Origin of the sequence: Aeromonas sp. S9(2024), assembly GCF_041403185.1 — a bacterium.
Taxonomy (GTDB): Bacteria; Pseudomonadota; Gammaproteobacteria; order Enterobacterales; family Aeromonadaceae; genus Aeromonas; species Aeromonas enteropelogenes.
The window spans coordinates 126,373-139,609 of record NZ_JBGLRE010000006.1; the positions used below are offsets into that span (position 1 = coordinate 126,373).

The 13,237-nt window shown below is 63.4% G+C and carries 13 protein-coding genes; 3 read left to right on the top strand and 10 right to left on the bottom strand.

Annotated features, from left to right (window positions below; genetic code table 11):
* Positions 1 to 11: 11 nt before the first annotated feature.
* The 10 genes from ACB028_RS11815 to pspA form a co-directional block, all read right to left on the bottom strand.
* Complete coding sequence (locus tag ACB028_RS11815; protein ID WP_017779087.1) at positions 12 to 830, bottom strand: ABC transporter permease; 819 nt, start codon at positions 828 to 830, stop codon at positions 12 to 14.
* Positions 820 to 1,788 carry an ABC transporter permease gene (locus ACB028_RS11820; RefSeq protein ID WP_371144358.1) on the bottom strand — a complete coding sequence of 323 codons (969 nt, stop codon included), beginning with the start codon at positions 1,786 to 1,788 and terminating at the stop codon, positions 820 to 822. The genes ACB028_RS11815 and ACB028_RS11820 overlap by 11 nt, the downstream gene beginning before the upstream one ends.
* Positions 1,785 to 2,798, bottom strand: coding sequence for an ABC transporter ATP-binding protein (locus ACB028_RS11825; protein WP_371144359.1), 1,014 nt, complete (start codon positions 2,796 to 2,798; stop codon positions 1,785 to 1,787). Before ACB028_RS11825 ends, ACB028_RS11820 begins: the two co-directional genes overlap by 4 nt.
* A gap of 73 nt (positions 2,799 to 2,871) precedes the next feature.
* Positions 2,872 to 4,017 (bottom strand): ABC transporter substrate-binding protein, encoded by a 1,146-nt coding sequence (locus ACB028_RS11830; protein WP_371144360.1) that lies wholly within the window; start codon positions 4,015 to 4,017, stop codon positions 2,872 to 2,874.
* A gap of 204 nt (positions 4,018 to 4,221) precedes the next feature.
* Positions 4,222 to 5,145: a LysR family transcriptional regulator gene (locus tag ACB028_RS11835; protein ID WP_216992161.1), complete on the bottom strand. Its 924-nt coding sequence runs from the start codon at positions 5,143 to 5,145 to the stop codon at positions 4,222 to 4,224.
* 177 nt (positions 5,146 to 5,322) lie between these two features.
* The gene (locus ACB028_RS11840; RefSeq protein ID WP_371144361.1) at positions 5,323 to 6,366 is read right to left on the bottom strand and encodes a YcjF family protein; all 1,044 of its coding nucleotides are present in this window, start codon (positions 6,364 to 6,366) and stop codon (positions 5,323 to 5,325) included.
* Between the two features lie 52 nt (positions 6,367 to 6,418).
* Positions 6,419 to 7,825 (bottom strand): YcjX family protein, encoded by a 1,407-nt coding sequence (locus tag ACB028_RS11845; protein ID WP_371144362.1) that lies wholly within the window; start codon positions 7,823 to 7,825, stop codon positions 6,419 to 6,421.
* Positions 7,826 to 7,998: 173 nt separating this feature from the next.
* Entirely contained in the window at positions 7,999 to 8,403 is a 405-nt protein-coding gene (gene pspC, locus ACB028_RS11850) for an envelope stress response membrane protein PspC (RefSeq protein ID WP_216992158.1), read from the bottom strand.
* Complete coding sequence (gene pspB / locus ACB028_RS11855) at positions 8,400 to 8,636, bottom strand: envelope stress response membrane protein PspB (RefSeq protein WP_025326779.1); 237 nt, start codon at positions 8,634 to 8,636, stop codon at positions 8,400 to 8,402. Before pspB ends, pspC begins: the two co-directional genes overlap by 4 nt.
* Before the next feature lie 3 nt (positions 8,637 to 8,639).
* Positions 8,640 to 9,320 carry a phage shock protein PspA gene (pspA, locus tag ACB028_RS11860; protein WP_026456297.1) on the bottom strand — a complete coding sequence of 227 codons (681 nt, stop codon included), beginning with the start codon at positions 9,318 to 9,320 and terminating at the stop codon, positions 8,640 to 8,642.
* 197 nt (positions 9,321 to 9,517) lie between these two features.
* Between pspA and pspF the strand changes: the two genes are divergently transcribed.
* From pspF to ACB028_RS11875, 3 genes are all read left to right on the top strand, one after another.
* Positions 9,518 to 10,582 carry a phage shock protein operon transcriptional activator gene (gene pspF / locus ACB028_RS11865; RefSeq protein ID WP_371144363.1) on the top strand — a complete coding sequence of 355 codons (1,065 nt, stop codon included), beginning with the start codon at positions 9,518 to 9,520 and terminating at the stop codon, positions 10,580 to 10,582.
* A 69-nt stretch (positions 10,583 to 10,651) separates the two neighbouring features.
* Positions 10,652 to 12,247, top strand: a complete 1,596-nt coding sequence (gene sapA, locus ACB028_RS11870) for an ABC transporter substrate-binding protein SapA (RefSeq protein WP_216994173.1) — start codon at positions 10,652 to 10,654, stop codon at positions 12,245 to 12,247.
* A gap of 2 nt (positions 12,248 to 12,249) precedes the next feature.
* Entirely contained in the window at positions 12,250 to 13,209 is a 960-nt protein-coding gene (locus tag ACB028_RS11875) for an ABC transporter permease subunit (protein WP_042029243.1), read from the top strand.
* Positions 13,210 to 13,237: the final 28 nt, after the last annotated feature.

Sequence of the window (13,237 nt, forward strand, 5' to 3'; positions counted from 1 at the left end):
GCGTTGAGTCGTTATTTGCCACTGCCGGCGACGTCCTGGCCGTCGCGGGTGAGGTAGTAGGCAAGCAGAATGGGAATGGTGGTGAAGGCCACTATGATGAGCGCCACCACGTTGGTGACCGGCCGATCGCGCGGGCGGATCAGCTCCTGATACATCCAGATGGGCAGCGTGGTCTGCTGGCCGGCGGTGAAGGTGGTGACGATCACCTCGTCAAAGCTGAGGGCAAATGCCAGCATGCCCCCCGCCAGCAGCGCGGTGGCGAGGTTGGGCAGGATCACGTAGCGCAGGGTCTGGAAGCCGTCGGCGCCGAGATCCATCGACGCCTCGATGAGGCTCTGATTGGTGCGGCGAAAGCGCGCCAGGGCGTTGTTGTAGACCACTACCACGCAGAAGGTGGCGTGACCGATGACGATGGTCCAGAAGCTGAAGGGGATCTCCATCACGCCATAGGCGGAGCGCAGCGCGATGCCGGTGACGATGCCGGGCAGGGCGATGGGCAGCACCAGCAGGAGTGACACCACCTCCTGGCCGAAGAAGCGGCTGCGGGCGATGGCCCCCGCCGCCAGGGTGCCGAGCACCATGGCCACCAGAGTAGCGAGACCGGCCACCTCCAGCGACAGCTGGATGGCGCGCCACACATCGGGGCGGTTGAGGGTCACCTCGAACCACTTGAGGGTGAGTCCGGGGGGCGGGAACTGGTAGCTCTTGCTCTCGCTGGTGAAGGCGTAGAGGAAGATGAACAGGATCGGGAAGTGCAGGAACAAGAGGCCGCCGATGGCCGCGTACTTGAGCAGGCCGGAGGGCTGGTTCGTAGAGGGATTAGAGCGCATCGAAGGCCCCCAAGCGTTTCGCTATGGTCAGGTAGATGGCGATGATGAGGATCGGCACCAGCGAGAAGGCGGCGGCGAAGGGCAGGTTGCCGGCGGTGCCCTGCTGCATGTAGACCACCTGGCCGATGTACATGGTGGAGTTGCCGATGATGCCGGGGATGATGTAGTCCCCCAGCGTCAGGGAGAAGGTGAAGATGGAGCCCGCCACCACGCCGGGCAGGGCCAGCGGCAGGATCAGGGTGCGAAAGGTCTGGGCCGGGGTGGCGCCCAGATCACTGCTCGCCTCAAGCAGAGAGCGCGGGATCCGCTCCACCGCCGCCTGGATGGGCAGGATCATGAAGGGCAGCCAGACGTAAACGAACACGATGAAGGTGCCGATGCGGGAGAAGGAGAGCGACGGCCCCCCTATCACCGGCAAGGAGAGGATGGCGTCGAGCAGCCAGTCCAGCCCCAGGGTGTCCGCCAGCCAGCTGATAACCCCCTCCTTGGCCAGGATCAGCTTCCAGGCATAGACCCGCACCAGATAGCTGGACCAGAGCGGCAGCATGATACCGACGTAGAACAGGGCCCGGGTCTTGCCGCTGGTGTAGCGCGCCATGTAGTAGGCGACGGGGAAACCGAGCAGGGCGCAGGCCAGGGTCACCAGCAGGGACATGCCGACGGTGCGCAGGATCACGTCCAGGTTCTCCGCCCGCAGCAGGGCAACGAAGTTCTGCAGGCCCAGCTCGTGTCGGATCTGGCCGCTGAACTCGTCCAGCCCGAAGAAGGCGTTGGAGAGCAGCATCAGCAGGGAGCCGACATAGATGATGCCGAGCCAGAGCAGGGGCGGCCCCAGCAGGATGGCCAGCAGCAGGCCGGAGCGGCCATAGAGCAGGGTGGAGAGGCGCCGCAGCGGCCTGAAGCGAACGGAGTCGGTAGCTTGGCTCATGGCAAGGCTCGCACTGTGGGGGGCGCTCATGGTTGAGCTCCCTGGTGGGCGGTGTGCAGACGATGGATCGCCTGCTCCGGCCAGCTGAGGCTGACCCGGGTGCCACGGGGCAGACGGGCCTGGCCCTCGTTGGGATGGTTGACGATAAGCTCGAGCTGCTCGCCGAGATCGACCCGGTAGCGCACGAAGGGGCCGAGGTACTCCACCTCGCGCACCTCCCCGGACCAGCCGGGAGCGCCGGCCTCGGCGAGGCGGATCCGCTCCGGGCGCACCATCATCTGGCGAGCATCGCCACACAGGCGGCGGGCCTGCTCCCCCTCGAACAGGTTGACGGTGCCGACGAAGCGGGCGACGAAGGGGGTGGCGGGGGCGTCGTAGATGGTGTCCGGCGCGGCGATCTGCTCGATCTTGCCCTGATTGAAGATGCAGATGCGGTCGCTCATGGAGAGCGCCTCCTGCTGATCGTGGGTGACGAAGATGAAGGTGATGCCGAGCTGGCGCTGCAGCGCTTTGAGCTCAAGCTGCATCTGCTCGCGCAGCTTGAGATCGAGCGCCCCCAGCGGCTCGTCCAGCAAGAGGATACGCGGCTGGTTGATCAGCGCGCGGGCAATGGCGATGCGCTGGCGCTGGCCGCCGGAGAGCTGGCCGGGCTTGCGGTTGCCGACACCGGGCAGGCGTACCAGCTCCAGCATCTCGTCCACCTTGCGGTAGCGCTCCGCCTTGCCCACGCCCTTGAGCATCAGGCCGTAACCGATGTTGTCGCGCACATCCATGTTGGGGAACAGGGCGTAGTCCTGAAACACCGTATTGAGGTTGCGATCGTAGGGCGGCACCGTCGAGCAGGGTTCACCGAACAGGCGGATCTCCCCCTCGCTCGGGTATTCGAAACCCGCGATCATCCGCAGGCAGGTGGTCTTGCCGGAACCGCTCGGCCCCAGCAGGGTGAAGAACTCGCCGGCCGGGATCTGGAAGGAGATGTCGTCAACCGCGGCCACCTCGCCATAGTGGCGGCTGACCCGGTCAAATTGTACGGCTGTCATGGTACGTCCTTGTCAGAGGGAAGCGGGCCGGACTCCTGTCCGGCCCTGTGGTTACAGCATTGCCAAGTCTGGATCAGCGGCCACCCAGGATGGCGATATAGTCGGAAACCCAACGGTAATAAGGCACACAGGTCCCTTGGCTCTTGCACTGGGAGACGGGGGTACGCCAGAAGTGCACCCGATCGAAGTTGTCGATGCCGTTGGTCTTGCACCCCTCTTTCCCGAGCAGGGCATTTCCCTCGCAGGCGGCCGGCACCACGGGCACGGAACCGAACCAGGAGGCGAGATCCCCCTGCAACTTGTTGTTGAGGGAGTGCTCCAGCCACTTGTAGGCACAGGTGAGGTTTTTGGCGCCACTGTGCACCATGCTGGTATCGGCCCAACCGGTGACCCCTTCCTTGGGCACCGTCGTGGCGACGGGCTGCTTGTCGGCGATCAGGGTATTGGCCTGGAACGGCCAGGAGTCGGAGGCCACGACTCCCTCGTTCTTGAAGTCATCGATCTGGACGAAGGCGTCGTGCCAGTAACGTCCCACCAGCTGGCGTTGCTGGCGCAGCAGGTCGAGGGAGGCCTTGTACTGATCCTCGTTCAGTTCATACGGATCCTTGATACCGAGGGCCGGCTGATGGGTCATCAGATAGAGGGCCGCATCGGCGATGTGGATGGGGCCGTCAAACGCCTGCACCCTCCCCTTGTTGGACTTGCCGTCCGCCAGGGTTTGCTCCTCGAACACCACGTTCCAGGAGTCCGGCGCCTTGGGGAACACCTTGGTGTTGTACATCAGGATATTGCCGCCCCACTGGTAGGGCACGCCGTAGTGCTTGCCATCCACCGTGTGCCAGGGGGCATTTTGCAGGCGGGGATCTATCTTGTTGTAGCTCGGAATGAGCGCCAGATTGAGCGCCTGCACCTTGCCGCCAGCGATGAGACGCAGACTGGCATCGCCGGAGGCGGTCACCAGATCGAAGCCCCCCTCGTTCATCAGCGCCACCATCTCGTCCGAGGTGGCCGCCGTCTTGACGTTGACCTTGCAGCCGGTCTCTTTTTCAAATCCAGTGACCCAGTCGTAATTCTTGTCAGTTTCACCGCGCTCGATATAACCGGCCCAGGCCACAATGTTGAGCTGGCCTTCCCCCTTGCCGAGTGAGGTGGGGGCGGCCTGAGTCTGGCCTGCCAGCAGCGCCGGGATCAGGGCCAGGGTCAGAGGGGTCAATTTCATCTTGCTCTCCTTGCATGATTGGCAACCGTGGCGGCGCCACAGTAGGCATTAACATCCCGTTAACCAGTCATGAGCGTAGGAGAAGGTGGGAGCAATGAGAATTTCAATTTTTAACGGCTTTGGTATCTGCAAAATCGATATCGAGTGCAGATGAATCTGATTTTTAGCGACAACCCCGCCTGATGGTTGACGCCATCCCTTCGGTTAGCGGGAAGCCTGCTGGCGAGCCCGCAACCGGCTCTGATCCCGCGCGATATCGATAAACTCGCGGGCGGTCCAATCCAGCCGGGAACCACGTCGCCACACCAGGCCGATGTCGATGGCGGGGATCGGCTCCTTGATGGCACGAGCCTCGACTCGCTCCTGCTCCAGCGACCAGGGGCGATAGGCAAAATCCGGCAGCAGGGCGACGCCGAGCTGGCTCGCCACCAGGCTGCGCACCGCTTCCACCGAGGCAGTGCGCAATACGGTGCGCGGCGCAACGCCGTAGCGACGCAGCCCGCCGCCGATGATCTGATCCAGCTGATCGGCGGTCAGGGAGATCATGGGCTCCTCCCCCAGCGCCTTGAGAGAGAGGGTGGATTCGGCGCAGAACGGGTGGTTGGCGGCAAGCCAGAGCCGCAGCGGCGAGCGGGTCAGCAGCTCGGTATCGAACGCCTCCTGGCGGATGGTGCGGTTGGTCATCAGGATCCCCACATCAACCTCGCCATTGACGATCTGGTGCTCAAGATAGGGCTGCTCATCCTCCTTCACCTCGATCTGCACCGCCGGAAAGGCGCGGCGAAAACGGCCGAGCGCCTCCGACAGGTAGTAGCCCGCCACCAGGGTCGTCACGCCGATAGTGAGCCGCCCCTGATCCTGCTGGGCCACCGCCTTGAGGGAGTGGCTGGCCTCGGTCATGGCGCCGAGGATGCGGCGAGCGTGCAGTAAAAACTGGTGGCCCTGGGTGGTGAGGCTAACCCCGCGCGGGTTGCGATCGAACAGGGGGGCACCGAGCTCGGTCTCCAGTTCGCGGATGGCGCTGGTGACCGCCGACTGGGAAATATGCAACTCGGCGGCGGCGCGGCTCACCGAGAAGCTGTCGGCCACCGCCACGAAATAGCGGATCTGGCGAAAGGTAAAGTTCATCTGGCATCCTTGCCGTAGAGCATCGGTCGAATGGCCAGCTTACCCGCAATGCCCGCCGGACAACAATGCACACAGGGATCACAGTTGCTGAACCGGAGGGGCAACACGACGCATCCCCGCCACCCTTAAACAGGATCGGCGGGGATGCGATGATCCACATGTCATCGAAAGGCAGGATCAGCCTTTGTTGAGATAACCTGCCAGCTGGCCGATCAGCCGCTTGCGCAGCTCACCGAGTTTGGGTTTCTCATCCGCGCACCAGGGCAACGGGCGGCACGCCTCTATGGTACGCAGACCAAGGCGAGCGGTAAGCAGCCCGGCCCCCACCCCTTGCGCGGCGCGGGCGGAGAGCTTGGCAGTGAGCTCGGCCCCCAGCAAGTCCATCCCCACCTCGGTCACCAGCTCGGTGGCACCGGCGTAGAGCATGTTGCGAAACACCTGGCGAATGAGGCGAATGCGGCTCCAGTAACCAAGCTCGATGGCGTAGACATCGGCGATGTCCTCGATCATCCGCAGGTTGCGCCACAGCATCAGCATCATGTCGACGGTGGCAAGCGGGCTCAGGGCCACCAGCACGGCGGCCTCCCCCGACCACTTGGCCACCCGCGCCAGGGCCAGCTTGTCGCGCTCGCCGAGCACCAGCTGGCTGTAGAGAGTCAGCACCTCCCGATCGCTGTGGCTCTCGTCGAGCTGGGCAAGCCAGCTCTGGTACCCTTCGCGCCCCTTGTCACCGCTGCGCTCGGCCAGCTGTTCGCAGAACGCCAGCCCCTGCCCGACCCCCTGATGGGCCAGCAAGTCTTCGGCCCGCGAGCGCACATCTTGGCGCTTCTTGAGGGTGCGCAGCCGCAACCACTCGCGCCCCACCACCCCGGCGGTACCCACCGCCACCAGGCCTGAGGCCAGCAGCCAGGCGCTGCCCCAGAGAGGGGTGGTGAGAAATTGATCGTAGAGGAAGGCGCCATATTGCCCCAGGGAGAGCAGGCCGACCGCCCCCAGCCCCCAGGCGAGCAACCGATGACGCCGGCGCGGCCGCAGGGTCAGAGCCGGCTCCACCTCGGTGAGGGCATCGAGATCGTCGAGGCGCTCGAAGCTGGTCTCATCGAGACGCTGGGCGGGGGCAGGCGGTCGCTCCTCGCTCGCCACCTTGAGGGCTGGCTCCAGGATCACCTTGCCCTGCAGCGATGCCTTGGCATCCCCGTGTTGTTTTGTCTGATCGTTCATCACTTTTTCTCCTGTGCGCGGCGTGTCGGCACGACACGACAGCGCGCACGACTCATTCGAGATGATCCCCGAGCAAAAACTCCAGCGCCGCATCGAGCCGGATATGGGGCAGCACCTGATGGGCACTCATGGGCATGGGGCGAAACGCCTGAAAATCAAAGCCCTGGGTGTTCCACCATTGCGCGGGCGGAATATGGGAGGGCACCTCGCCCGGGAACAGCAAGAGCGGCTCACCCGAGAGGCTGGTGCCACGGATGGCGGGAAACTCGCGGCCATTGGCCACCCCCTTGCCCACTTCGGTCGCCTTGATGGCGGCCAGCGCCAGGCACTCTGTGGAGATCCCCTCAAAGCGGGCCTGGCCGCGACCACTACGCACCAGATGCTGGAGCAGGGAGACCAGGGGACCGTGCTGCTCCGGCGTCACGTGATCCGCCTTGCTCGCCACAAACAACAGCTTGTCGATACGCGGCGAGAAGAGCCGGCGCCACCAGTTGCTCTTGCCGTAGGCAAAGCTCTCCATGATGCGAGCGATGGCCTGTTGCATGTCGCCAAAGCTGGCGGCGCCGGCATTGAGGGGCTGCAAACAGTCCACCAGCACGATCTGGCGATCAAAGCCCGCGAAGTGCTGCTCATAAAAACCCTGCACCAGGTGCTGCTTGTACTGCTCAAAACGCTGCTTGAGGGTGGCGTAGAGGGTGCCATCAACGGGTTCGCCGGCAGGCTTGTCCCACACCCAGGGCACAAACTGCAGCATGGGGGCACCAGCATACTCCCCCGGCAACACGAAGCGACCGGGCTGGATAAGGTGCAGTCCCAGCTCCCGCTTGCAGGCGTGCAGATAGTCGGTATAGCGCTCGGCAAGCTGGGCGACCGGCCGCTCCTCGAAGGGTTGATCCGCTTGCCAGGCGGGCGTCAGCCAGCCGGCGGCGAGGGTCTGCAGCTCGGGGCGGCGCAGCTGATCGCACACCTGCTCGCTCCACTGCTCATAACTCATCTCGAGTAACGGCAGATCGAGCAACCACTCCCCCGGATAGTCCACCAGATCCACGTAGAGGGTGGAGATCTCCCCCAGGTGCTTGCGCAGGGGATGACGGGTGCGATAACGGATTTCGAGGCGCACCTCGGCTACCCCACGAGTGGGCTCGGGCCAGGCCGGCGGATCGCCAAACAGGGAGTCGAGGCCGCGCTCGTAGGCAAAGGTGGGAATATGGGGATTTTGCTGCGGCACCCGGCGGGCACCGAGAATGCGCCCCTGGCGCAGGGCATCCCACAGGGGCAGACGACCGTCGATGGCCGCATGTTCCAGCTGGTTGACCAGGGCGGTGATGAAGGCGGTCTTGCCGCTGCGGGAGAGGCCGGTCACCGCCAGCCGGATGTGGCGATCCCGAACCCGGTTCACCACGTCGCTCGCCTTGTGTTGCAGGCGATTCAACTTCTGTTCCAGTTTATTGAGTATCAAGGCTGATCCCGTTCTCCCTAGCTTGGTGATTGGGTTGGTGATGGTGTTGCTGATTGGCTTGGATAGTCTCCCCGTCCAAACACTCGCCTCTGCCGATGGGCACCTGCCGCCACCTTGGTGGTGGCAAGTGCCTGTCTGCGGGGTGAGAGGTTCGCACAGGGCCGGTGGCTGGCTTACAGCTTGCGAAACTCCCGCTGCAGGGTGAACTCCTTGGAGGTCACCAGCTTCTCGATCTGCTGCAATCTGGGCTCCAGCGCATCGAGCTCGCGATGGATCCGCCCCAGGGCCTGATGGGGGGTGATCCCCGCCTGCCAGCTGCGCGCCTTCATTCGTACCTCGGCAAAGGCCTCTTCCTCCTGCTCATAGAGGGTGACCGGCTTCTTGTCGAGCAGGAACCAGGCCGCCATATAGGCGGTGAAGGTGATGAAGCCGGCGAAGATGAGGCCACTGATGGCCAGCAGGCGCACGATCCAGGTCTCCACCCCGAAATAGTCGGCAAGACCGGCGCAGACCCCCGCTATCTTGCCCTGGCGGGGATCGCGATAGAGATTGCGCCCCTCACGATACGCGCTGTTCATACCTTGTTCCTCCAGCCCGGGACTTCAGCGTCCAGAATCGACTCGAGTGCCCCGACTCGCTCCTGCATCTTCTCGGCGCGGGCCAGCAGCCCTTGCAGCTGCTCCCGCTCGCTATCGGCCAACCCGGCGCCGATCCGCCCCTTGGCCCGGTAGTGCAGCACCAGCCAGATGGGAGCCACCACCACCATGAAGACCACCATGGGAACCATCAATACACCCAGCAGATCTTCCATCTGTTACTCCCCCTGTTTCGGCGCACTGTCGCCCTGGCCCAGCTTCTGACGCATGGCCTCAAGTTCGCGGCTTATCTGATCGTCTACCTCCAGCTCGGCAAACTGTTGATCCAGCGCCTTGTCGGACTGTCCCAGATCGGCGCGGGCCTCCATCTCGTCGATGCGACGCTCCATGCGCTCGAACTTGCTGACCACCGCCTGGCTGTCACCACGGGCCACCTGGCTCTGCACGTTGAGACGGCTGCTGGCCGCTTCGCTGCGAATGGCCATCGCTTTTTGGCGGGCGCGGGCATCTTCAAGCTTGGCTTCCAGCTGACGGATCTCCTCCCCCAGCTTCTCGATGCCGCTGTCCACCGCCTGCTGCTCGCGCAGGAGCGCGTCGGCCAGCTCGGTCTGCTTTTTCTTCTCGATGAGGGCGGCGCGGGCCAGATCCTCACGTCCCTTGGTCAGGGCCAGTTCGGCCTTGGCCTGCCACTCGTCCACCCGCTCCTGATGACGGGCGACCTGACGGCCGATCTCTTTCTGGCTGGCGAGGAAGCGGGCCAGGTTGGAGCGCTCCTTCACCAATTCGTCTTCCATCTCCTGGATGATCAGGCGCACCATCTTCTGGGGATCTTCTGCCTTGTCGAGCAGGGCCGTCAGGTTGGAATTGATGATGTCGGCCAGACGGGAAAAAATACTCATGATTGCACTCCTGTTATTGGCATGGCGTTGTTTCTCCATTGACAATGGCAACTTGTGTGCCAATCTGGAACGAAATTTAACTCTTTGATTTATATGGGTGCAGAATGATCGCGTTTCAAGGTGCCCGGTACAAGTGGTGATAAAAATCACCAACTTTTGGTAAGATTGACCAGCTTTTATAACCGACAGGGATCACTATGACCACGGCCACGGAAAGCCTGCTGGGAGAATCCAACGTGTTTCTCGAGATCATTGAGCAGGCCTCACGCCTCGCCCCGCTGCGCAAACCCGTGCTGATCATCGGTGAGCGGGGAACCGGCAAGGAGCTCATCGCCCACCGCCTACATTATCTCTCGACGCGCTGGGATCAAAGCTTTGTCACCGTCAACTGCGCCACTCTGAGCGAGAGTCTGCTGGAAACCGAGCTGTTCGGTCACGAGGCAGGCTCCTTCACCGGCGCGGCCAAGCGCCACCAGGGGCGGTTTGAGCGGGCCGACGGCGGCACCCTGTTTCTCGACGAGCTGGCCACCACCAGCGCCCGGGTGCAGGAGAAACTGCTGCGGGTCATCGAATATGGCGAATTCGAGCGGGTCGGTGGTGCCAAGGCGCTCAAGGTCGATGTGCGGCTGGTGTGCGCCACCAACGAGGATCTGCCGGCCCTCGCCGACAAGGGGCAATTTCGCCACGATCTGCTCGACCGCCTCGCCTTTGACGTCATCACCCTGCCCCCGCTGCGCGAGCGCCGGGAAGACATCCTGATGCTGGCGGAGCACTTTGCCCACGGCATGACCCGGGAGCTGGGCTATCCGCTGTTCGCCGGGTTCTCGCGAAAAGCGACCCAGCTGCTGCTGGACTACCCCTGGCCTGGCAATGTGCGGGAGCTGAAAAACGTGGTGGAGCGCAGCATCTACCGTCAGGGCAACCCCCAGTTGCCGCTGTCTGATCTGGTGATCAATCCCTTCGACTCCCCTTGGCGGCCGCGCCAGACGGCGGTCGCCACAACGCCAGTCATGCCGGAAGAGCGCTCTGTTCCTGCGGGCGGGATGACGCCCCCCCTGGCCCTGCCGCTCGATCTGAAGCAGGCGGTGGCGGAGTACGAGATTAATTTACTCAAGCAAGCGATGCAGCAATCCCAGTATAATCAGCGCAAAGCCGCCCAACTGCTGGCCTTAAGCTATCACCAGTTCCGTGGCATGCTACGCAAGTATCAGCTGCAAGATGGTGACAATGATGCAGAACAGGACCAGACGGAGATCGGTTGAGACCGGCTCCCGCGACACGCCAGCCACGACGCTGGCACCTTCGTATAAAAACATGGTTAGACAATGAGAATGCTCAAACCCTTGCTGCTCGGCCTGCTGGTGCTGGTCACCGGCTGCCAGAAGCAGTCCGAGGCCTCGAAAACCGGGCTCATTTACTGCGCCGAGGGCTCTCCCCTCTCCTTCAACCCCCATGTCTCCAATTCGGGGGTAACGCTGGACGCCAGTGCCCGTCCGCTCTATGACCGCCTGCTGGAGGTCAACCCCAATACCCTGACGCTGGAGCCGGCCCTGGCGAGCAAGTGGCAGATAAGCGAGGATGGCCTCACCTATACCCTGACCCTGCGCCAGGGCGTCACGTTTCACCAGACCCCCTGGTTTACGCCGACCCGCACCCTCAACGCCGAGGATGTGGTCTTCACCTACGAGCGCCAGCTCGATCTCCTTCATCCCTATCACCAGGTTTCCGGCGGCGACTATCCCTATTTCTACAGCCTGGGGCAGGATCAGCTGATCAAGCGGGTCTACGCGAAAGATCCGCAGACAGTGGTGTTCGAGCTCAACCAGCCCAATGCCTCCTTCCTCGCCACCCTGGCCAGCGACTATGCGGTGATCCTCTCCGCCGAATATGCCGATCAGATGCTCAAAGCCGGTACCCCGGCGCTGCTCGACAGCCGCCCCATCGGCACCGGCCCCTTCCGCTTCAAGGAGTACCGCCACAACGAGTTCATCCGCTACCTGCGCCACCCCGGCTACTGGGGCGGCGAGGCCAGGATTGAACAGCTGGTCTACGACATCACTCCCAGGTCCTCCAAGCGACTGGCCAAACTGCTGACCGGCGAGTGCGACGTGATGAGCACCCCGGTTGCCAGCCAGCTGTCAGTGATCAAGCAGCACCCGGATCTCAACCTGTCGGTCCAGTCCGGGATGAACGTCGCCTTCCTGGCCCTCAATACCCGCAAGCCGCCGTTCAACGACATCAAGGTGCGCCAGGCCATCGCCAGCGCCATCAATGTCGACAATCTGCTGCAGGCGGTCTATTTCGATACAGGCTTGCCCGCCAACAGTCTGCTGCCGCCCCTCTCCTGGGGTTACAACCCGAGCCTGCCCCAGCGCAAGCAGGACCTGAAACGGGCCCGCCTACTGCTCAAACAGGCGGGTCTGGAGCAGGGTTTCGAGATGCAGGTGCTGGTGCAGCCGGACGCCCGCCCCTACAACCCGGATGCCATCAAGACCGCCCAACTGATGCGCAATGATCTCGCCAGGGTGGGGATCAGGCTCAAGATAGTGCAGCAGGCCTGGCCCGTTATCGAGCGCCGCCTCATGAAGGGGCAGTATGACAGCCTGCTGTCTGGCTGGATTGCCGACAACGCCGACCCGGACAACTTCTTTCGCCAGCTGCTGAGCTGCTCGGCGGTGGAGCGGGGCAATAACTACAGCCGCTGGTGCAACCCGGCCTTCGATCAGTTGCTTGACGATGCGGTCACCACACCCCAGTTGGCGTTTCGGCTGCGCAACTACTATTACGCCCAGACCCTGCTCAACGAGCAGTTGCCGCTCATTCCGCTGGCCCATGCCCTGCGCACCCAGATCAGCCGCAGCGATATCGAAGGGCTGCAGCTGATGCCCTTTGGTGGCACCGTCTTCAATCAGGCCTACAGGGAGTAAGCATGTTTCTCTACACCTTGCGTCGCATCAACCTGCTGCTCATCACCCTGCTGGCGCTAACCCTGGTCGCCTATCTGCTGGAGTATCGCCTCATCGGCCACGAGCTCAGTTTCTGGCGCGGCTATCCCGACTTCCTGCGCCGCATCCTGGCCGGCGATCTGGGGCTCTCCAGCGTCTCCGGGCTGCCGGTGCTGGACGAGATCCGCCACTACTTCCCCGCCACCCTGATCCTCTGCTTTGCGGCCTTTGCCATCTCGCTGCTGGTGGGGATTCCCCTTGGTACCCTGGCCGCCCTCTATCAGGGACGGGGGCTCGACCTCTCCATCATGACGGCGGGACTGATCGGCTATGCCGTCCCCGTGTTCTGGCTGGCCCTTCTGGTGGTGATGCTCTTCTCGCTGGATCTCGGCTGGTTGCCTGCCTCCGGCCAGATCAGCCTGCTTTATGACGTGCCCACCATCACCGGCATCGCCCTGATCGATGTGCTGCTGAGCCACGAACCCTGGCGGGAGGCGGCGCTGCACGATGCCCTGCGCCACCTCATCCTCCCCTCCCTGGTGCTGGCGGTAGTGCCCACCACCGAGGTGATCCGCCATGTGCGCAGCTCCCTCATCGACGTGATGAAGCAGAACTACATCAAGGCGGCGGCGAGCCGCGGCCTCTCCCGGGCCCAGATCGTCTGGCGCCATGGTCTGAAGAATGCCCTGCCCCCGGTGCTGCCCCTGCTCGGCCTGCAGCTTGGCAGCGTGCTCACCTCCGCCATGATCACCGAGGTAGTGTTCGAGTGGCACGGCATTGGCCGCTGGCTCATCAGCAGCATCGCCCTGCAGGACTACGCCGCCATTCGCGGCGCCACCTTGGTAGTGGCCAGTTTCGTGATTTTCATCAGCGTCAGCACCGAATTGCTGACCACCCTTATCTATCCGGCAAGGCGCAAAGAGTTGTATGCCAGACAAGATTGAACGCGCTCATGGCGTAACCCGGAGCCAG